Source organism: Paenibacillus sp. V4I3 (assembly GCF_030817215.1).
Classification (GTDB): Bacteria; Bacillota; Bacilli; order Paenibacillales; family NBRC-103111; genus Paenibacillus_E.
Genome location: NZ_JAUSZA010000001.1, coordinates 4,448,236 through 4,466,779 on the forward strand (window position 1 = coordinate 4,448,236; position 18,544 = coordinate 4,466,779).

22 protein-coding genes are annotated in these 18,544 nt (G+C 42.6%); 18 read left to right on the forward strand and 4 right to left on the reverse strand.

Annotation, left to right across the window (positions count from 1 at the left end; genetic code table 11):
* Positions 1 to 84 precede the first annotated feature (84 nt).
* The 9 genes from purT to QFZ77_RS20350 all read left to right on the forward strand — a co-directional run bounded on the left by purT (position 85) and on the right by QFZ77_RS20350 (position 6,630).
* Entirely contained in the window at positions 85 to 1,263 is a 1,179-nt protein-coding gene (gene purT / locus QFZ77_RS20310) for a formate-dependent phosphoribosylglycinamide formyltransferase (protein ID WP_307442183.1), read from the forward strand.
* Between the two features lie 43 nt (positions 1,264 to 1,306).
* Complete coding sequence (locus QFZ77_RS20315) at positions 1,307 to 1,789, forward strand: acyl-CoA thioesterase (RefSeq protein ID WP_307442185.1); 483 nt, start codon at positions 1,307 to 1,309, stop codon at positions 1,787 to 1,789.
* Positions 1,790 to 1,984: 195 nt separating this feature from the next.
* Complete coding sequence (locus QFZ77_RS20320; RefSeq protein ID WP_307449677.1) at positions 1,985 to 2,431, forward strand: DinB family protein; 447 nt, start codon at positions 1,985 to 1,987, stop codon at positions 2,429 to 2,431.
* A 179-nt stretch (positions 2,432 to 2,610) separates the two neighbouring features.
* Complete coding sequence (locus tag QFZ77_RS20325; RefSeq protein WP_307442187.1) at positions 2,611 to 3,426, forward strand: class I SAM-dependent methyltransferase; 816 nt, start codon at positions 2,611 to 2,613, stop codon at positions 3,424 to 3,426.
* A 7-nt stretch (positions 3,427 to 3,433) separates the two neighbouring features.
* On the forward strand, positions 3,434 to 3,880 hold the full coding sequence (locus tag QFZ77_RS20330; protein ID WP_307442189.1) for an NUDIX hydrolase: 447 nt from the start codon (positions 3,434 to 3,436) through the stop codon (positions 3,878 to 3,880).
* 43 nt (positions 3,881 to 3,923) lie between these two features.
* Positions 3,924 to 4,478 (forward strand): hypothetical protein, encoded by a 555-nt coding sequence (locus tag QFZ77_RS20335; protein WP_307442190.1) that lies wholly within the window; start codon positions 3,924 to 3,926, stop codon positions 4,476 to 4,478.
* A 199-nt stretch (positions 4,479 to 4,677) separates the two neighbouring features.
* Positions 4,678 to 4,863, forward strand: a complete 186-nt coding sequence (locus tag QFZ77_RS20340) for an NUDIX hydrolase (protein ID WP_307449681.1) — start codon at positions 4,678 to 4,680, stop codon at positions 4,861 to 4,863.
* An 82-nt stretch (positions 4,864 to 4,945) separates the two neighbouring features.
* The gene (locus QFZ77_RS20345; RefSeq protein WP_307442192.1) at positions 4,946 to 5,731 is read left to right on the forward strand and encodes a sugar phosphate isomerase/epimerase family protein; all 786 of its coding nucleotides are present in this window, start codon (positions 4,946 to 4,948) and stop codon (positions 5,729 to 5,731) included.
* Between the two features lie 104 nt (positions 5,732 to 5,835).
* Positions 5,836 to 6,630, forward strand: a complete 795-nt coding sequence (locus QFZ77_RS20350) for a TIGR00266 family protein (protein ID WP_307442193.1) — start codon at positions 5,836 to 5,838, stop codon at positions 6,628 to 6,630.
* A gap of 78 nt (positions 6,631 to 6,708) precedes the next feature.
* Here QFZ77_RS20350 and QFZ77_RS20355 read toward each other — a convergent pair whose 3' ends face one another.
* The 4 genes from QFZ77_RS20355 to cysT are packed head-to-tail and all read right to left on the reverse strand — an operon-like array spanning position 6,709 to position 10,556.
* Positions 6,709 to 7,812: a sulfate ABC transporter substrate-binding protein gene (locus QFZ77_RS20355; RefSeq protein ID WP_307442195.1), complete on the reverse strand. Its 1,104-nt coding sequence runs from the start codon at positions 7,810 to 7,812 to the stop codon at positions 6,709 to 6,711.
* 34 nt (positions 7,813 to 7,846) lie between these two features.
* Complete coding sequence (locus QFZ77_RS20360) at positions 7,847 to 8,932, reverse strand: ABC transporter ATP-binding protein (protein ID WP_307442196.1); 1,086 nt, start codon at positions 8,930 to 8,932, stop codon at positions 7,847 to 7,849.
* 14 nt (positions 8,933 to 8,946) lie between these two features.
* Positions 8,947 to 9,753: a sulfate ABC transporter permease subunit gene (locus QFZ77_RS20365; RefSeq protein WP_307442198.1), complete on the reverse strand. Its 807-nt coding sequence runs from the start codon at positions 9,751 to 9,753 to the stop codon at positions 8,947 to 8,949.
* A complete protein-coding gene (gene cysT / locus QFZ77_RS20370; RefSeq protein ID WP_307442200.1) occupies positions 9,750 to 10,556 on the reverse strand; it encodes a sulfate ABC transporter permease subunit CysT in 807 nt (268 codons plus the stop codon). Before cysT ends, QFZ77_RS20365 begins: the two co-directional genes overlap by 4 nt.
* Positions 10,557 to 11,062: 506 nt before the next feature.
* On the opposite strand from cysT, the gene QFZ77_RS20375 reads away from it, so the two are divergent.
* From QFZ77_RS20375 to QFZ77_RS20415, 9 genes are all read left to right on the forward strand, one after another.
* Complete coding sequence (locus tag QFZ77_RS20375) at positions 11,063 to 11,854, forward strand: ABC transporter permease subunit (RefSeq protein WP_307442201.1); 792 nt, start codon at positions 11,063 to 11,065, stop codon at positions 11,852 to 11,854.
* 16 nt (positions 11,855 to 11,870) lie between these two features.
* Positions 11,871 to 12,641, forward strand: coding sequence for an ATP-binding cassette domain-containing protein (locus QFZ77_RS20380; protein ID WP_307442202.1), 771 nt, complete (start codon positions 11,871 to 11,873; stop codon positions 12,639 to 12,641).
* 35 nt (positions 12,642 to 12,676) lie between these two features.
* On the forward strand, positions 12,677 to 14,287 hold the full coding sequence (locus QFZ77_RS20385) for an FAD-dependent oxidoreductase (protein ID WP_307442203.1): 1,611 nt from the start codon (positions 12,677 to 12,679) through the stop codon (positions 14,285 to 14,287).
* A complete protein-coding gene (locus QFZ77_RS20390) occupies positions 14,287 to 14,625 on the forward strand; it encodes a 4Fe-4S binding protein (RefSeq protein WP_307442205.1) in 339 nt (112 codons plus the stop codon). Before QFZ77_RS20385 ends, QFZ77_RS20390 begins: the two co-directional genes overlap by 1 nt.
* A gap of 47 nt (positions 14,626 to 14,672) precedes the next feature.
* Positions 14,673 to 15,695 carry an ABC transporter substrate-binding protein gene (locus tag QFZ77_RS20395; RefSeq protein WP_307442207.1) on the forward strand — a complete coding sequence of 341 codons (1,023 nt, stop codon included), beginning with the start codon at positions 14,673 to 14,675 and terminating at the stop codon, positions 15,693 to 15,695.
* A gap of 22 nt (positions 15,696 to 15,717) precedes the next feature.
* Positions 15,718 to 16,137 (forward strand): DUF4395 domain-containing protein, encoded by a 420-nt coding sequence (locus tag QFZ77_RS20400; protein WP_373462627.1) that lies wholly within the window; start codon positions 15,718 to 15,720, stop codon positions 16,135 to 16,137.
* 217 nt (positions 16,138 to 16,354) lie between these two features.
* The gene (locus QFZ77_RS20405; protein ID WP_307442211.1) at positions 16,355 to 17,185 is read left to right on the forward strand and encodes an alpha/beta hydrolase family protein; all 831 of its coding nucleotides are present in this window, start codon (positions 16,355 to 16,357) and stop codon (positions 17,183 to 17,185) included.
* A gap of 19 nt (positions 17,186 to 17,204) precedes the next feature.
* Positions 17,205 to 17,414: a YezD family protein gene (locus QFZ77_RS20410; protein ID WP_057302418.1), complete on the forward strand. Its 210-nt coding sequence runs from the start codon at positions 17,205 to 17,207 to the stop codon at positions 17,412 to 17,414.
* A 141-nt stretch (positions 17,415 to 17,555) separates the two neighbouring features.
* Positions 17,556 to 18,506, forward strand: a complete 951-nt coding sequence (locus tag QFZ77_RS20415; protein ID WP_307442212.1) for an alpha/beta fold hydrolase — start codon at positions 17,556 to 17,558, stop codon at positions 18,504 to 18,506.
* The last annotated feature ends 38 nt before the right edge of the window (positions 18,507 to 18,544 follow it).

Here is an 18,544-nt window from a genome sequence, read left to right on the forward strand (position 1 = left end):
ATCGCCATTATCTTTTTCTTTACTTACATACATGTCAACCAATTATTAGCTTATTTCGACATAACATAAGGGGGATTTCATTTCATGTACGGAGCACCATTATCGAACAAAGCCAAGAAAATTATGCTGCTTGGATCCGGAGAACTTGGGAAAGAAGTTGTTATCGAAGCGCAGCGCCTAGGGATTGAAACAATCGCTGTTGACCGTTACGCGAATGCGCCAGCTATGCAAGTAGCACATCGCAGTCATGTCATTAATATGCTCGATGGGGAGCAGCTTAGAGCTTTGATTGAGCAAGAACGTCCGGATCTTATCGTACCTGAAATTGAAGCTATCGCTACGCCTGTTCTTGTTGAGCTTGAGAAGGAGGGCTACCGTGTCATTCCTACAGCTACAGCTTCCCGTTTGACGATGGACCGCGAGGGGATTCGTCGCCTTGCTTCAGAAACACTAGAGCTGCGGACAGCGAAGTATGCTTTTGCAAATAGCCTAGAAGAACTACATGCTGCTGTTGCGGAGATTGGTACACCTTGTGTTATTAAGCCGATCATGAGCTCCTCGGGTAAAGGTCAAAGTGTATGCCGCACACCTGAGCAAGTGGAACAATCGTGGAACATCGCCATGGAAGGCGGCCGCGCGAAAAACGCTCGTGTAATTGTGGAAGAATTCATTCATTTTGAGTCTGAAATTACGTTGTTGACTGTTCGTTCAGTTTCAGGTACTACGTATTGTGAGCCGATTGGACACATTCAAAAGGATGGAGATTACATCGAATCATGGCAGCCTCATGCGATGACGGAGCAGCAAATTTTAGACGCCCAGCACATGGCCAAAACCATTACGGACGCACTTGGAGGCTTTGGTCTTTATGGGGTTGAGCTGTTCCTGACCAAGGAAGGCGTTTATTTCAGTGAAGTTTCACCGCGACCGCATGATACAGGCATGGTCACGATGGCAACACAGGATTTGAGCGAGTTCGCCCTGCATGCTAGAGCGATTCTGGGACTGCCTATCACAGGTATTCGTCTTTTGACGCCAGGTGCTAGCTATACCCTTAAAGCGGATCGTGAACAGGTAGAGTATACAATTAGCGGGTTAGAGCAAGCTTTATCCGTACCCAATACACAGGTTCGCGTCTTTGGTAAGCCGGAGACGAAAGTGGGACGCCGCATGGCAGTTGCACTGAGCAGTGCAGATTCGGTAGAGGAAGCGCGAAGCCTTGCGAAGCAAGCGGCAGGATTGCTTAAACTCAACTACGAATAAGATTAGGTTAACCAAGTTAAGTCATCATCAGGAGGCAAGCATAATGGAAGCTAAACCAGCAAGACTCTCCCGAACCGTTTTGACAGAAATCATTTTGCCGGCAGACACGAATTATCACAATACCGTGTTTGGCGGCCGCGTGATGCAATATATTGATAAGGTAGCAACGATTGCCTCTATGCGCCACTCGCGCAGAGGTGTCGTGACAGCATCTAGCGATAGCTTAGACTTCTTCGCCCCTGTCAAACTAGGAGAGGCTATTCAGTTGGAGGCCTTTGTTACGTGGACGCATCGAAGTTCGATGGAGGTTTATGTGAAAATCGAGTCGGAGAACCTTCTGACAGGCGAAAAGAAGCGTACTGCGACGGCCTACCTAACCTTCGTGGCGCTAGATGATAATGGACAACCATGTCCGGTGCCGGAAATCATTCCTGAAACGGATGAAGAAAAACGTCTGTTCGAAACAGCCGAAACTCGATTTGCCGCGCGCAAGCTTCGCAAAGAAGAGCGTAATTTAAACTTGTAGTCTTTTTGATCGAAAGTACATATGTCCTCTGAAACGTCGGGCGGTTCCTTAACAGGAACTGTCTTTTTTGTATGCTAGGAGGAAATAACTTCGACTTCTTTAGCCATCGCTTGATATTATGGTATAATATGCCATAAACAATGATTTGAAGGAGTGAGGACGATAGAACACTATTTGTTCAAACAGCTGGCTTTTGTGAGGGGCCAAACCTTAAAATTGATGGATGGAGTTACCGAAGAAACAGCCGACCGAATCCCAGATGGCTTTCGAAATAATATCCGTTGGCAGCTGGGTCACGTTTATGTCGTGCTTGAACGGTTCGCATTTCAGTATTTGGGTCTTCCGCTTCGATTGCCAGATGGGTTCAAGGAGCAGTTTGAGTATGGTACTACACCTTTAAACAGGCTCAATTCCGTTGCAGTCCCTACCTTACAAGAGTTGGAGAACTTGCTGAAAGATCAGCAAGAGCGGATACGTGATGTGCTTGGTCTTCGATTTCAGGAGAAAATTGATCCACCTTACACAACTTCAGCCGGAATGACCTTGGAAACTCCTGAGCAGTTTCTTAGTTTTAATTTATACCATGAAGGCATGCATATAAGTATCATTAAACTTTATAAAATTTTATTGCGAGATTCATAGTCAATGTGACAGTAAAAGCGGACAGATACTCCAATGGGGTGCTGCCCCTTTTTTTGTTTTGCTCTTCGTATGAAATAGAGGGATATTTTGGGATTTATTGAATTAAAGAAAGGAGGTTTATTTCTTTTGAATGAAAGAATTCCTCTGTCTATTAAAAGCATATGAAGGAGAGGATATACATGGATAAAGTGATTAATTATTATAATAGATTTGACGAATGGGGCCGTCTTGATAGAGAACCTATTGAATTTATAGTTAACTGGCACCATATAAGGAGTTTGCTACCGCAGAAAGGGCACATCTTAGATAACGGGGCTGGACCGGGTAAATACTCAGTTGAATTAGCGAAATGTGGTTATGATGTTACACTAACGGATCTTACCCCGAGATTAGTGGAAATAGCTGGTGAGAAGGCAGTCGAATTGAAGTTAGAGGAATTTTTCAAAGGTTTTCATATTGCTGATGCAAGAAATTTAGACATTTTCAATAATGAGCAATTTGATGCCTCTCTAATGTTGGGACCTTTATATCATTTACAGACGCCAGCGGATCGGGATTCTGCCGTACAAGAATTGCATCGAGTTACTAAGCGGGATGGTATTGTATTTGTGGCATTTATGACAAGAATACGGCATCTAACGACTTCCTTATTATTCCCTCAACACTGGAAACCGAATGATAACATAGAGGATATAAACTCATTTTTAGAAACCGGCATATTTAATCATATGGACGAAGGAAGATTCACAGGGGCATATTATTTTAAAATAGAAGACATTAATCCTTTCATGGAATCACATGGATTTGAAAGCCTCAAATTGATTGGGTCATCTAGTATAGCGGGTTCATTTAAGTCAGAGCAATTTGAATATTGGCGTTCTCGTGGCGAAGAAGAATTTCAAGAAGTAATGAATATGATTTACAAAGAATCTGAGAATCCTCACATATTAGGAGTGTCTTCTCATTTATTGTATATCGGTCGAAGAAAGGAGTGATATAACTATGGGTTACATTATGGATTTAAGAAAGATCGTTGGAACAAGGCCATTAATTATGGCCGGTGCTTGTGTCGTTGTTATTCATAATAACTCCATTTTATTTGAGAGAAGAACTGATAACGGCATGTGGGGATTGCCAGGAGGATCCTTAGAGCCTGGGGAAACAATGGAACAGGTAGCAAGAAGAGAGTTATTTGAAGAAACCGGCTTACAAGCTAAGAAACTTGAGTTATTAGATGTATTTTCAGGACAAGAGCTGTATTACAAATATCCTCACGGTGATGAGGTCTATAACGTAGTGGCAGCTTTTATATGTAAAGAGTTTGATGGAGTTATCAATCAAGATGAATCAGAAGTAGCAGAAATTAGATTTTTTGCGTTAGAAGAGATACCTGACAATATTAGTCCTCCAGATAAACCAATAATACATGCTTTTTTAAAAAGATTATAAATCTAAAGCAAAGATTAGCAGTTTTAACGACTAGGAGCCAAAAATGAGAAAAATGTTGGTAACACTTTTTGTATTCCTAATCATTACTTGTATAAACTTTACAGAAAATGAAGTCTATGCATGTAGTTGTGTAGGTGGCAGCATTACTGAAAAGTTAGAACGATCAGATGCCGTTTTTACAGGGCGTGTAATAGAAGTTGGTGGAACTAAGAACGGTGATATAGGAAAACTTAGGAAGTATACTTTTGAGGTAAATAAAGCTTGGAAAGGACAAATAACTAAAAATATTTCAATTTATAGTTATGACGGTGACGGAGCGTCGTGTGGATACAAATTCAAGGGTAACGAATCTTATTTGGTTTATTCATACTTAGGAAATGACGGTGAATTAGAGACTAATTTTTGCACAGGAAATTTGGGATATCTGAGTGCCAAGAGTGAACTAGGCTTATTAGGTCAAGAAATAGAGGTCAAAAATAATATTACAATAGAGAACGAAAAGGAAGGGAGCATTTGGGCTTATATGTTTATTAGTGGGTTGCTACTTGTGCTCGTTTTAATTCTTTTAGTTTACAGACAAGTTAAATCAAGACGTTAGCTCACCTTAAGTCATAAAGTACAGTAAGACCTAATTCGGACTACATCGTTGATGGATTATTACCTATTGAAACGATCATTAAAGTGATAGTACAAGAAATAACAAAGCAATCACATTTGTGATAATAAGTTACCAAAGAGTATAAGGGTGATCGGAATTGATTTCACAAGCTTTGATTATACAAGACAATAGAGTACTTATGGTAAAACAATATGTTCAGAGAGGGGATATTGTATGGAATTTCCCAGGAGGCGGTATAGAAGAATATGAAACACCAGAGCAAGCATGTATAAGAGAAACTAAGAAGAAACAGGTTTTGATATTAAGATCGAACAGTTTTTATATAGCAGTAATAACAAGTACACATTTAGAGCTCAGATTATAGGTGGAGCTACACAAAACCAATAATTGAACTACATAATAAGATCACCCGTTAGCCAGTTCGAAGGAAAGGGAGGTTGTCCAAATTGCAATTAGGAATGCCAACTTTAATAGAATTTAAAACAATTGAACAAAATGTTGACCTATGTAAAGAATTAGGTCTTGATTTCATTGAACTAAATATGAATCTTCCGATTTGTCTACCTGAGAATTTAAGTCATCAGGAAATAAGGCATATTAAGAAAGACTATGGCATCGAATTTACTGTTCATTTACCAGAAGAAATTGATTTATCATCGTTTCACCCTTCAATAAGAATGGGACATTTACAGAGATGTAAAGAAACAATTGAATGGGCTAGTAGGGCAGGGATACAAACTCTGAATATGCATGTAAATAATGGCATTTACTTTACACTACCCCATGAGAGAGTGTGGATTAATGAACAATACGAATCCGAATTTAATAAATTACTCTATGAATCATATGTTCAACTCTATCAACTTGCTGATTCTTTAGATGTTGTTTTGTCGATTGAAAATACATGTAACTTTCATATTCCATTCATCAGCAGGGCTCTTGAAATGCTAAGGAAGTTCGAAAACTTTTATCTCACATGGGATGTAGGACATGATGCTAAAGTTAACTTTAAGGAAGAGGTTGTGTTTCGGGAATTTACTGATCGCATTAAGCATATGCATCTCCATGATTGCAACGATAAATCTGACCATCAGCCCTTATACAGCGGTAATGTTCCGATTAATGATCGACTTCTTTTTGCCAAAAATTATGACTTGTCCGTTGTGATTGAAGTAAAGACTAGTACATCTTTAAGAGAATCAGTAGAACTAATAAAGAAAAATTATAAGTGAAGAGGTTTCCTGAAACCAACCCTCAAATACATCGTATAACATCTAAAATGGCTTAATTTATATGTCAATGTCCTTATGGAAAATAAATAGGAGGTAAGAATTTAATGAACGCACATGAAATTGATTATCGTATTTTAGGAAATGAAATGCAGTACGTAGAAATCGAGTTGGATCCGGGAGAAAGTGTCGTAGCTGAAGCTGGAAGTATGATGATGATGGATCAAAACATCCAGATGGAGACTGTCTTTGGAGACGGTAGCAGTGATAATAAAGGGTTCATGGGCAAACTGCTTGGAGCTGGTAAACGATTATTAACGGGTGAAAGCTTATTCATGACTGTTTTTACGAATCACAGCTCGCACGGGAAAGAACAGGTTAATTTTGCTGCACCGTATCCTGGGAAAATCATAGCGATGGATTTACAAGAACTTGGTGGAAAGCTAGTTTGTCAAAAAGATTCTTTCCTTTGCGCAGCGAAAGGTGTTTCGGTAGGTATTGCTTTTCAGCGTAAGCTAGGGGCTGGTTTCTTTGGTGGTGAGGGCTTTATCCTGCAGAAGATTGAAGGCGATGGTTTGGCTTTTGTGCATGCGGGTGGCTCCATCTGTGAACGCGTCCTTCGTCCAGGAGAAGTAATTCGCGTGGATACAGGTTGTCTCGTGGCTATGACACAAGAAGTAGATTACGACATTGAGATGGTCAAAGGCGTTAAAACTGCGTTATTCGGCGGCGAAGGCTTATTCTTCGCTACGTTACGCGGACCTGGGCGCGTCTGGATCCAATCCTTGCCGTTCAGCAGGCTGGCGGACCGTATGGCTTCAGCATCAAGAGCGGGAGGAAGGAAAGAAGAGGGAAGCATCCTAGGCGGTCTTGGTAATTTGCTTGATGGAGACGGAAGATAAGGATCGCACAAACGACGTTTAACAAAAAAAGAAAGCCCGGAAGCGAATTCGCATTCGCACCGGGCTTTTCCTATGTTCTTATTTGGTTCCACCTTCTGCAAGGATGGTTTCCCAGATTGCGCCTTTGCCATAAAGCTCTTTGTTCACTTTATCCCAACCGCCGAGGTATTCAATGTTGAATAAGCCGGCAGGCGTAGTATAGTTTTTCTCGTATTGCTTAGCAACCTCAGGAAGAACGGAACGGAAGCCTTTTTCTGCGAATACTTTTTGTGCTTCAGGTGTATATAAGAAGTCTAGGAAGGCTTGCGCTACTTCACGATTACCATGTTTATCTACGTATTTATCAATAAGGGCAACTGGATTCTCGATTGATGTTGTGTATTGTGGGATGATTTCAACATACTTTTTACCGGATTGGATACGAGCCAGAAGCTCATTTTCATAAGTTACGATCGCATCACCAACACCTTTATCGAAGGTAGTAAGGGAATCTGCTCCACTTTTATCTAATACTTTTATGTTTTTGTATACTTTACTCACGAGATCTTTTGCTGCAGCTGGGTCTTTTTTGCCTGCAGCTTCGGAAGCTTTCAAGCCTGCGCCGTAGATGGCATTAATATCCCATTTGGCACCGCCGGAAGTGCTCGGATTAGGAATCAGAACTTCAACACCCGGTTTCGTCAAATCAGCCCAGTCTTTAATTCCTTTAGGATTGCCTTCACGAACACCAATTGCCGCAATCGAAGCTGTGATATTACCTTTGTAAGGATTGTTTTTCCAATCGTGCGTAATTAAACCCTTCTCAGCAATCTTTTGAATATCACCTTCCAAAGACAGTGGAGCGATGTCAGCTTCAAAACCTTGGATAATGGCAGTAGCTTGCGCACCAGAAGCCACATAGGATTCTTGGAATTCAACAGTTTGACCTGTCTTCTTTTTCCATTGATCTTTAAATTTTGGAATAATGTGATCGAAGGATTCTTTGACGACCGAGTAGGCTCCAAGTGTAATCGTCACTTTGCCTCCTTCAGTCTTTGGAGAAGCGCTTGCCGCGGTTGTTGCAGCAGCTGTTGATGCCGCAGGTGTACTTGCGGATTTCGTGCCAGTACCGCAAGCTGTAAGTGCGATACTTGCTGTGAAAAGTGTTGCTGTGATTAAGCCAAGCGCTTTGAAATTTTTCATGGTTACAACTCCCCTTCTAATGTATACACAATTTTTATATAAAAACAGGCAGCGGATCTTGTTTAGCCTGATTCTCAATCAACTTATTGTCCGTTTTCGTAAACACGGAGATGTGATGGATGAGGATATTTACTTCATCTCCTGGTTGGTAAATCTTTTCCTTCACAGACTGGTAAGCAAATAACTTGATAGCCCCTGTATCAATTTCCAAATACCAGGAATCCCCACGGAAATGAGCATGTGTTACTTTCCCTTTTTCCCCAGCTGTAGCGAGATGAGAAACATCACGGTTGCGAACTTCAATGGATTCTGGTCGAATCATCACGTTAACGTCTGGAAGCCATTGACCATCCTTCTGTAACTCTTCTAAGTAAGGAAACCCGATTAGTGGGGTATATTGCGAAATGATGTTGGATTCTCCAATAAACGAGGCCACAAAAGAGGAAGCAGGCTTCGTGTAAATCTCCCAAGGACTTCCTTGCTGCTCAATTTTTCCGCCTTGAACAAGAATGATTTCGTCCGCAACCTCGATGGCTTCATCTTGATCATGAGTGACGAATAGGGTTGTTACTTTAAACTCATCGATGAGGTTTCTGAGCCAAACACGCAGCTCTTTACGAATTTTAGCATCAATGGCTGCAAAAGGTTCATCAAGCAAGAGCAGTTGAGGTTCGGGTGCTAATGCTCTTGCGAAGGCAACCCGTTGGCGTTGACCGCCAGAGAGCTGATGCGGGTACTTACGCTCACTACCGGCAAGCCCCATCAAACCTAGAAGGTAAGTAACCCGATCTTGAATGAAATCCTTTGGCTTTTTCAGAACCTTTAAGCCATAAGCTACATTTTCAAACACGGTCATATGCTTAAAAAGGGCATAGCTTTGAAACACGAAGCCAATTCCTCTTTCTTGAACCGGAAGATGAGTTGCTAGTTTCCCGTCGAAGTAAATATCGCCAGAAGTTGGGCTTTCTAATCCCGACAACATTCGAAGAATGGACGTTTTACCACCTCCGCTTGGTCCGATCAAACCTACCAGATGACCTTTTGTAATGCTGAAATTAACGTCCTTGATGGCATGAAACTGCCCGAAATGTTTATTTAGGTTTTTGACTTCGATATGCATGCTGAGGCTCCTCCTTAATGGCTTCTCAATTTTTCGCTTCTTCTTTTCAACCACTCAAGTGCTAATAATATAGAAATCGATACGAGACCTAGGACGAAAGCAACGCTGTTCGCTGCCACGAGGTGGAATTGTTCGGCATCTTGATAAACAAGGGTTGTAGCTGTTTGCGTTTGATTAATGATATTGCCGGATACGACTAGGATTGATCCAAACTCACCAAGTGCTCTTGCGATCGTTAGGATGAGACCGTATAGCACGCCCCAACGAATACCTGGCCATGTAATTTGAATGAATGTACGCCAGGCGCCAGCCCCTAAAGTAGCAGAAGCTTCTTCTGACTGTGTACCAATCTCTTCAAGTAAAGGCACCACTTCACGTACCATCAAAGGGAACGTAATGAACATCGTTGCTAAGACCATACCGGGTACAGCATAGACAATTTTCATATTATGATCTTCCATGAAGGTGCCAAACGCTGTATTTGGACCAAAAATCAAAATAACCATTAGACCAACAATAATAGGAGATACCGCAAATGGTAGATCAATAAGTGCATTGATAACAGGTTTCAACCAGCGAGAGATCCAAGAACCTCTGACAATTTCTAAGGAAACATAAATGCCGACTATGGCATTAAGAATGGTTACAATCACTACGATAATTAAAGAAATTTTCATGGCATGCAAGGCTTCAGGTCGTACAAGAGCGTCGAAAAAAGCTTGCGGACCTTCTTCAAAAGCACCAAAGGTAATACCAAGAAAAGGTAACATAATAAGTAAGAAAATAACGAGAAACGAAATACTGATCAATACTTTTCTCATGCTAGGCGCCCCTTTCCACGTGTCAGTACATTGATGATCCAGAGAATAAGGACGGACAATGTAAGGAGCACGAGAGAGATAGCTGCTGCGCCTTCAGGATTAAAGTTCTGTGTTTCACCATATATATAGACCGACGCCACCATCGTTTTACCGGGCAAATTGCCTGATATAAGGGAGATGGCTCCAAATTCGGCAAGTGATCGAGAAAAGGCGAGCATGCTGCCGGCAATGATACCTGGGAAGATGGCTGGGAAAACGATTCTACAGAAAGTGTAAAATCTACCCGCGCCAAGCGTAAAGCTGGCTTGTTCTTCGGCTGGATCGATTTGTTCAAGCAAGGGTTGAACCGTTCGAATAACAAAAGGAAAGGTAACAAATACAAGGCCGATCACGATAGCAGTTTGATTATAAAGCAGCTTAATTCCCAAATGGTCGAGCCAGACACCTAGTGGACTTGAAGGTCCTAATAGGGTTAGGAACATTAAACCAGCTACTGAAGTCGGAAGCGAGAAGGGAAGATCAACCATGCTGTTTAAAATGCTTTTGCCGCGGAAGGTATAGCGGACGAGGACATATGCAATGATGGTACCTACAATCGCTTGAATGACGGTTGAGACAACGCTGAGCTTAATAGTTAGCAGAATGGACTTCCAGGCTAAAGGTCCTGTAACCTCTTTCCAAAATGGATCCCATCCTAAGGAAAATCCTTTCAAATAGATGGAACCTATTGGGATGACAAGAAGTACAATCAAATAGCCAATAAGCACAGATCGAACCGTAGCTTTAAACACTTTATTCCCCACATTACACCACCTAATTTTATTAATCATAGTTATTTACTCGGAATAATAAATTGACTATACCAACGATCGTTCTAATTTGTCAATACGCCTAACCTCATTTTTTATGCAAGAAAGATGAAATTTTTTTTAGTTAAATACATTCACAACAGATATTGCTTGATTTGCAAGACTATAATACGACTTTAGCACATGATTTTCCGATGTTAAAAGACTAGCTTATTAATGAAGGAATATTTCAGAATGAATAATCGTTGTCTGAAAGCAACCTATTTCTTAATGGAATAGTCTTTTAGTATGCAGAAAAAGTCATTGACGCAGTCTAAAACTGGTGATAGTATAGTAAACATATTAAAACCAAGTAAACAGGTATGAATTATAAAATTAAATAAAAGAGTCGACCAGATGAGTGGAGACTCCCATTCTTGCTTCGTATTTTGAGGCATGAATCGGGAGTCATTTCCGTTTTCTAACGCCACTTTACTTTATGAGAAGAAAGAGGGATTCGCATGGTAGCTAATCGCACTTCATCATTAACTGAATCTAAGTTTTGGCAGCCTTGGGTCATACCGATCCTCATTTTGTTTCTCTGGCAAGTTCTTGGATTATCCGGGTGGTTATCTGAGCGCATTCTGCCTACGCCTTGGGAGGTTTTAATTGCCTTATACGGTGTAATTAAGGATGGATCTATTTTTGAATACGTAGCAGTGAGCACGAAGCGGGCTTTTCTTGGGTTCCTGATTGGCGGGAGCATTGCATTCGTCATTGGTTTGCTAAATGGGGTATTCCCAATAGCCGAACGATATATTGATTCTTCTGTCCAAATGGTTCGTACCATTCCCCACCTAGCGATGATTCCTCTTGTTATTATGTGGTTTGGTATCGGTGAGACATCAAAGCTGTTCCTCGTTTCATTGGGAGTTGCTTTCCCCATATACCTTAATACGTTTCACGGGATTCGATCCGTCGATCCAGGTTTAGTAGAAATGGGTAAAGTGTACGGCCTTAAAGGATTCGCGTTATTTGCGAAAGTGATTTTACCAGGGGCATTAGCGAACATTTTACTTGGCATCCGATTTTCTTTAGGCATCATGTGGCTTAGTTTAATTGTAGCCGAAACGATTGCTGCGGATTCCGGAATTGGGTATATGGCAACGCATGCCAGAGAGTTTATGCAAATGGATGTTGTCGTGTTATGTGTGATCTTGTACGCCTTATTGGGGAAATTATCTGATTTAATTGCAAAGTATTTTGAAAATCGTTGGCTGAAATGGCATCACAACTACTTGAATAAAGCATAGAGAAGGAGGAAAAGTCATGAGCATTAAAAGCGGAGGCACTCAGCTGCACATCCGGAATGTAAACAAAGCATTTGGTCAAACACATGTGTTATCTGGAATTGATTTATCGATTAAACAGGGAGAATTTGTAGCAATAGTGGGTCGCAGTGGTTGTGGAAAAAGTACATTGCTTCGTTTAATTGCAGGACTCGATGAAGCTTCAAGCGGTGCCATCTTATTAGATGCTCAGGCGATCAATGGTATTCACGAAGATACGAGGGTACTGTTTCAGGAGCACCGTCTGCTGCCGTGGAAAAAGAATATCGATAACGTGCGGATCGGCGTTAAATCCGGCGACAAAGAAGTCGCGTTTAAAGCACTCCAGCAAGTTGGGCTTGAACATAAGCGAGATGATTGGCCTGCTGTTCTCTCCGGTGGTCAAAGGCAGCGAGTTGCTTTGGCAAGAGCGCTGGCCGGTAATCCGCGTCTGCTGCTTTTAGATGAACCGTTAGGTGCTTTGGATGCTTTAACTCGGATTGAAATGCAGCAGCTTATTGAGCAGCTATGGTTGGAGAAGCAATTCACGGTCCTGTTGGTCACGCATGATGTTAGTGAAGCTGTAGCGTTAGCTGACAGGGTCATCATTATCGAAGATGGGAAAATTGGGCTGGATTTAAAGATCTCACTTTCTCGACCTAGAGAACATGATAGTGGATTTGCTTACTATGAGAAGACCATTTTGGATAGGCTTCTTGTGAAGCAATCGTATGAGCAGGTAAGAATTGCGGCAGATGCATTCTCGATTTAACGAAAAGAAGAACGAAATTAAAGGGGGACTTAGGAATGACTCAATTTGATTTGCAGCTTCAAGCGGATGTACTAATTATTGGTGGAGGACCTTCTGGTGCATGGGCGGCCATAACAGCGGCGAAAGAAGGAGCGAAAGTCGTTCTGGTTGATAAAGGATATTGCGGAACAAGCGGTGCTACGGCACCATCTGGCACAGGCTTATGGTACGTGAATCCCAATGCGGATGAGCGTGAAGAAGCCATGAAGAGCAGGGAAGCGCTAGGCGGTTATTTAGCTGATCGCGGTTGGATGAAGAAAGTCCTAGACCAAACGTATACCAATACGAATCAAATTGCTGCATGGGGATATCCATTCCCGCTCGATGAAACTGGAACTTCGCATCGGAAGAGCTTGCAAGGGCCTGAATACATGAAGTTGATGCGCAAGCAAGTGCAGAAAGCAGGAGTCCGCATCCTGGACCACAGCCCGGCGCTAGAACTTCTAGCTGATGAGCATGGTGTAGCAGGGGCAACTGGGGTAAATAACCAAACGAAAGATACATGGCGTGTGGATGCGACCTCAGTCGTGATTGCAACGGGCGGATGTGCTTTCCTTAGTAAGGCTCTAGGGACGAATGTCTTGACAGGTGATGGGTACTTGCTCGCAGCTGAAGCGGGAGCTAACTTATCAGGCATGGAATTCTCCACTGCGTATTCCTTAGCGCCGGCCTTTTCTCCTGTAACGAAGTCTGCCTTCTACACGTGGGCAACATTTTACTATGAAGATGGCAGTGTAATAGAAGGCGCGGGCTCGCAAAAGGGGCGTTCAGTGATTGCTCGAACGCTGCTGACTCAGCAAGTTTTCGCCAGAATCGATAAGGCTGATGATATCATCAAAAAAGCGATGCGTCAGGCGCAGCCTAACTTCTTTCTATCATTCGATCGCCTGGGTATTGACCCGTTCACACAAAAGTTTCCTGTCACCCTGCGGTTTGAAGGGACGGTAAGAGGCACAGGCGGTATCCATATCATTGACGAAACGTGCGCGACGGAAGTGCCTGGTCTTTATGCAGCAGGAGATGCAGCGACAAGAGAGCTAATCTGCGGTGGATTTACCGGCGGTGGAAGTCACAACGCAGCTTGGGCTATGTCCTCAGGGTATTTCTCAGGTGAAGCATCGGCTAAATATGCGCTAAAACTGGGTGCTGGAGCTTCAAATAGGAAGGCTAAAGGATTGTCCGAGGCAACAGGTGTACCCAAACAAGCAACGACAAGATCAGATGCTCCTGATACGCAAGAAATTATCAAAGCAGTTCAAGCCGAAGTATTCCCGTATGACCGCAATTGGTTTCGTACAGGTGAAGGCTTGCAAGATTCGCTGGGACGCTTGAATCATCTCTGGCAAGAGCTGAAGCAAGGCATTCAAGCAAGTGATGGGAATGTTGTTCGAGTCCGTGAAGCAGCTGCTATGACGGCAACAGCCAGATGGATGTACACCAGTGGTTTGGAACGAAAGGAAACGCGTGGTATGCATCGCCGGGAGGATTTCCCTCGAGTTGATCAAGATCAGCAATATCGCATCATCAGCGGTGGTTTGGATACAACATGGGCTAAGCCTTTGATTGATCAATCCGTTTCATGCGTCAAAAAGGAGGCTGTTGTGTAATGATTGAACTGCTCAGTAAGGATCGCTGCATTAGCTGCAATCAGTGTGTATCCGTATGCCCAACGAATGTATTCGAATCCGTAGCGGGAGATATTCCGGTCATCGCCAGACAATCGGACTGCCAAAGCTGCTTCATGTGCGAGCTATACTGCCCAACGGATGCTCTTTACGTATCTCCGGTAGCGGAACAAACGATTGCAGTCGACGAAGGGGAGTTAGTTCAAGAAGGTTTATTAGGAAGCTACAAAGAGAACATAGGCTGGGGGAAAGGCAGAGAATCGACAGCCTCCTCAGACGGTTCATATATCATCTTTCAACGTATGCGGGCATCGCATTAATTCGTTCATTATCCATTTCACATAACTATCAGGGGGTCCAAAGACATATGACACAGAGATCATTGAAAGTGCTCAGTATTGCTCTTATTTTAACTTTATTTACAGTATTCTTAGCGGCTTGCGGTACAAAATCGACGAAAACAACGGCTCCAGCAACCACCACTACGATAGCATCAGATGCAAAAATTACACTGCCTGAAACACTTCGTATCGGTTTTATTTCGGCGAATAATAATAAGACCATCACAGGACCGGAAGGCTGGGCGCAATCCAAAGGTTACTTGGAAAGTGAACTCAAGAAATACGGCGTTAAGGAGTTCAAATATTTCAACTTCCCGAATGGTCCTAACTTGAACGAGGCGATTACCGCGGGAACATTGGATGTTGGGATTTATGGGGATACTCCCGCAATTAATGGGAAAGCTGCAGGTCTGAAGACTCGTTTGATTAACCAAACGCAATTCAAGATGAATGCTTGGCTGGTAGCTAAAGCAGACGGTCCGAAGACGCTCTCTGAGCTCAAAGGTAAAAAGGTAGCTACTTCCCAGGGCTCCTATATGAGCCGATATTTAACTAGCTTGCTTAAGGAGCAAGGGCTTGATAAAGATGTGAAGATCCTGCATTTATTACCTGCTGATGGCGAAGCTGCATTATCCCGCGGTGACATTGCAGCCTATGGCTATCCAACTGGATTCGGGCCTTTACTTCTGAAAAAAGGATATGTTGCCATTGATGAAGCGGCCAACCATCCGGTTCTACAAGGCTCAAGTCTAACCGTAGTTACGGAAGATTATTTGGCTAAGAACCCTCAATTTCCTAAACTCTGGAACGATCTTCGCACGAAAGCAGTAAAGGAAATTCGTGAGAACAGTGAAGAGTTTTTCAAATTCTATGCGGAAGCATCCGGCTATCCAGTGGACGTTGTGAAAGCATCCTTCAAAATCGATCAGTGGCCCGTTGAATCAAGCACACCGGATGGGTTAAAGCTAATAGAAGAAACGAAGAAATTTCTTGTGGAGCAAGGATTAGCGAAGAAAGATTTTGTTATAACGGACTGGTTAGTGAAATAGGATTGACCAAGGGGGGATGAGGGTGAAAGAAGTTCCAATTTCCTATGTAAAGGCTAATCAAACGGGTATTGTTGTCTTTGTCCTACTGGCATTTGCGTTTCAATGGACTTGGCTAGTTGGCTTGCTTTGGGTGATTCAGTTGCTTGGCTTTGTAGGTGGTGGGAAATGGAATCTGTTCGTTGTAGTGTCTAAACAGTTTCTATCTCGAATCGGTACAGAAACACAAGCCGCAGAGTTGACAAGGTTTAACAATGCTTTGGCTGTATTATTCCTTACTTTATCACTTGCTTCTTTAACCATCGGTTGGAGTATGGTGGGGTATATCTTCACTGGCTTTTTACTCTTAGCTGCAGGCGCAGCCTTGTTGGGCTATTGCATCGGATGTACGATTTATTATCAGTATAAGCAATTCATCGTCAGACGGCGAGTGAAGCGCGGTTAATGAAAGCTAAATATGGAAAGACTCTCACTAGAGTAAGGTGGGAGTCTTTTCTATCCACATAATGAAGTCAAAAAATCTAATTAGGGCAAATGATAATTGCCGGAAATATGTAAAAAATAGGATTGACACCTCTATTAGGTGATGCTAATATTGGTTTATACCTAATCCACACTAAACTTATCGGAATTATATGCAAATGCGAAAGGGAGTTAACATCATGGAGCATGCTATCACAATTCAAAGCGACGACGTCGAATTGGCCGCAACGTTGCATTACCCGACAAATCAATCAGGAGCCGCGCAAGTTGATTGTCAACGTTGGCCGCTTATTATCATCTGTCATGGCTTTATTGGCAGCCGGATAGGGGTGGATCGGCTATTTGTGAAAGCAGCTCGTGAGTTTAGCTCGCAAGGATACCTGGTTCTCCGTTTCGATTACGGTGGTTGCGGTGAGAGCACTGGCGACTATGGAGCCGGCGGGCTGGATGTTCTGATTGAACAAACGCGAAGTGTCATTGATTATGCCTCAACGATTGATTGTGTAGATCTTAGTCGTGTGATCTTGGTGGGTCATAGCTTAGGCGGTGCGGCTGCAGTTTTAACGGCTGCGAGAGATAATCGTGTGAAAACACTCGTGCTATGGTCAGCTGTCGCTCATCCACACAATGATATTGTAAGAATTGTAAGCAAATCTGAATACGAGAAACTTCCTATAGGTGGAGCGATCGATCATCATGGCTATGTATTGACAAGTCAATTTTTTGATTCTTTATCCCAGCATCAACCGTTTGAACAACTGCGTAAATTTAACGGCGATGTCCTCGTTATTCACGGTACTGCGGACGATACAATACCAGTCGATTATGCGCCATTATACCAGAAGATGTTCTGGATGCGATCAGAGGGGCAATGCGAACTCGAGCTTGTTTATCAAGCAGATCATACTTATTCAACAACAGGTTCTGCGAAAGAACTTTTTGAGAAAACAGGGAACTGGTTAACCTTTATTCAAAAGCAGAAAAAAGATTGGAACGATTGGACAATTTAATGGAAGCGGAGGCAATAGAATGGCGAAACCACTAGAGTTAGACGATGTTTGGGTGGATAGAATTAAACAAATGTTAAACGGGTTGGAATACGGTTCCGTTCAAATCGTCGTACACGATGGTAAAATTGCTCAAATCGATAAAACAGAGAGAAAACGATTCGACGCGTCATCTCAACCGCAATCCCAACTGCAAGCAGTAAAATCAGTCAAACAAACGAGTAAAGGTTAGCATAAAGCGGTTAAGTATAAAAGTGGTCTACAAGCCCTCTTTCTTCGGAAAGGGGGCTGTTTTCATGTAGCGGAAGCCGTATAATGAGGAAGAACAGGCGTAACATTTTGGAGTTAAATGGAAAGTTAATGGAGGGACCTTATGCAGAAGCAGCATTTTATATGGAAAGACTCTCAGCAGATTAATAACTATGTATATGAATGGCTGCCTGATGAGACCAGTGAAATAAAAGCGGTTGTGCAAATCGCACATGGCATGTCCGAGACGGCCGTTAGGTATGAGAGGCTAGCTGCTTTATTAACGAGCCAAGGTTATGCTGTCTATGCAAACGATCATTTGGGGCATGGACGAACAGCAGGATCACCTGAAGCCGTAGGTAAATTTGGCAAAGACTGCTTTCATGGCATGGTTAAAAATATGGGGCAGATCACTAGTGAGATCCGTAAAAGGTATCCAAGTCATATTCCATTATTTATGATGGGCCATAGTATGGGCTCATTCTTAACGCAGCACTACATGGTATCGTACCTAACAAAGCATCCGGACTACGTTCAAGGAATTATTTTGTCAGGCTCCAATGGCAAACAGGGTACAGCTCTACAAGCAGCAATCGCTATTGCTGCAGCAGAAGCAGCTATTCGTGGAGATCATCACCGGAGTAAGCTTGTTACGTCTCTTTCATTTGGAGCATTTAATAAAAGATTTGCACCGAACCGAACGCCATTCGACTGGTTGAGTAATGATGCAAGTGAAGTTGATAAGTATGTAGACGATCCTTATTGCGGCGTTACGTTTACATCGGGTTATTTCAGAGATTTCTTTAGAGGACTTAAGGAGATTCATCAAGCTAATCATGTGAACCAAATCCGTAAAGATTTGCCTTTATACGTATTCGCAGGTGAAGATGATCCGGTTGGTGGAGGTAAAGGGATACGCAGCTTGCTCAGCATGTACGAGGAACTTGGGCTTAAAAACGTTAGCAGCAAGCTTTATCCCCGCGGCAGACATGAAATGTTGAATGAAGTGAATCGGGATGAAGTCATGGATGACATTGCAGCATGGCTGAATGAGCAGGTTGCGTCTAGGGGTTAAAATAACGAAGTGAATAAAAGATAGAAGGCTGCTCCTAC

Coding starts and splice junctions, on each gene's coding strand:
- QFZ77_RS20390 (WP_307442205.1), top strand. CDS start 14,287: ATGATTGAACTGCTCAGTAAGGATCGCTGCATTAGCTGCAATCAGTGT.
- QFZ77_RS20350 (WP_307442193.1), top strand. CDS start 5,836: ATGAACGCACATGAAATTGATTATCGTATTTTAGGAAATGAAATGCAG.
- QFZ77_RS20315 (WP_307442185.1), top strand. CDS start 1,307: ATGGAAGCTAAACCAGCAAGACTCTCCCGAACCGTTTTGACAGAAATC.
- QFZ77_RS20335 (WP_307442190.1), top strand. CDS start 3,924: ATGAGAAAAATGTTGGTAACACTTTTTGTATTCCTAATCATTACTTGT.
- QFZ77_RS20385 (WP_307442203.1), top strand. CDS start 12,677: ATGACTCAATTTGATTTGCAGCTTCAAGCGGATGTACTAATTATTGGT.
- QFZ77_RS20330 (WP_307442189.1), top strand. CDS start 3,434: ATGGGTTACATTATGGATTTAAGAAAGATCGTTGGAACAAGGCCATTA.
- QFZ77_RS20380 (WP_307442202.1), top strand. CDS start 11,871: ATGAGCATTAAAAGCGGAGGCACTCAGCTGCACATCCGGAATGTAAAC.
- QFZ77_RS20340 (WP_307449681.1), top strand. CDS start 4,678: ATGGTAAAACAATATGTTCAGAGAGGGGATATTGTATGGAATTTCCCA.
- QFZ77_RS20355 (WP_307442195.1), bottom strand. CDS start 7,812: ATGAAAAATTTCAAAGCGCTTGGCTTAATCACAGCAACACTTTTCACA.
- QFZ77_RS20360 (WP_307442196.1), bottom strand. CDS start 8,932: ATGCATATCGAAGTCAAAAACCTAAATAAACATTTCGGGCAGTTTCAT.
- QFZ77_RS20405 (WP_307442211.1), top strand. CDS start 16,355: ATGGAGCATGCTATCACAATTCAAAGCGACGACGTCGAATTGGCCGCA.
- QFZ77_RS20395 (WP_307442207.1), top strand. CDS start 14,673: ATGACACAGAGATCATTGAAAGTGCTCAGTATTGCTCTTATTTTAACT.
- QFZ77_RS20410 (WP_057302418.1), top strand. CDS start 17,205: ATGGCGAAACCACTAGAGTTAGACGATGTTTGGGTGGATAGAATTAAA.
- QFZ77_RS20415 (WP_307442212.1), top strand. CDS start 17,556: ATGCAGAAGCAGCATTTTATATGGAAAGACTCTCAGCAGATTAATAAC.
- QFZ77_RS20365 (WP_307442198.1), bottom strand. CDS start 9,753: ATGAGAAAAGTATTGATCAGTATTTCGTTTCTCGTTATTTTCTTACTT.
- purT (WP_307442183.1), top strand. CDS start 85: ATGTACGGAGCACCATTATCGAACAAAGCCAAGAAAATTATGCTGCTT.
- QFZ77_RS20375 (WP_307442201.1), top strand. CDS start 11,063: ATGGTAGCTAATCGCACTTCATCATTAACTGAATCTAAGTTTTGGCAG.
- QFZ77_RS20325 (WP_307442187.1), top strand. CDS start 2,611: ATGGATAAAGTGATTAATTATTATAATAGATTTGACGAATGGGGCCGT.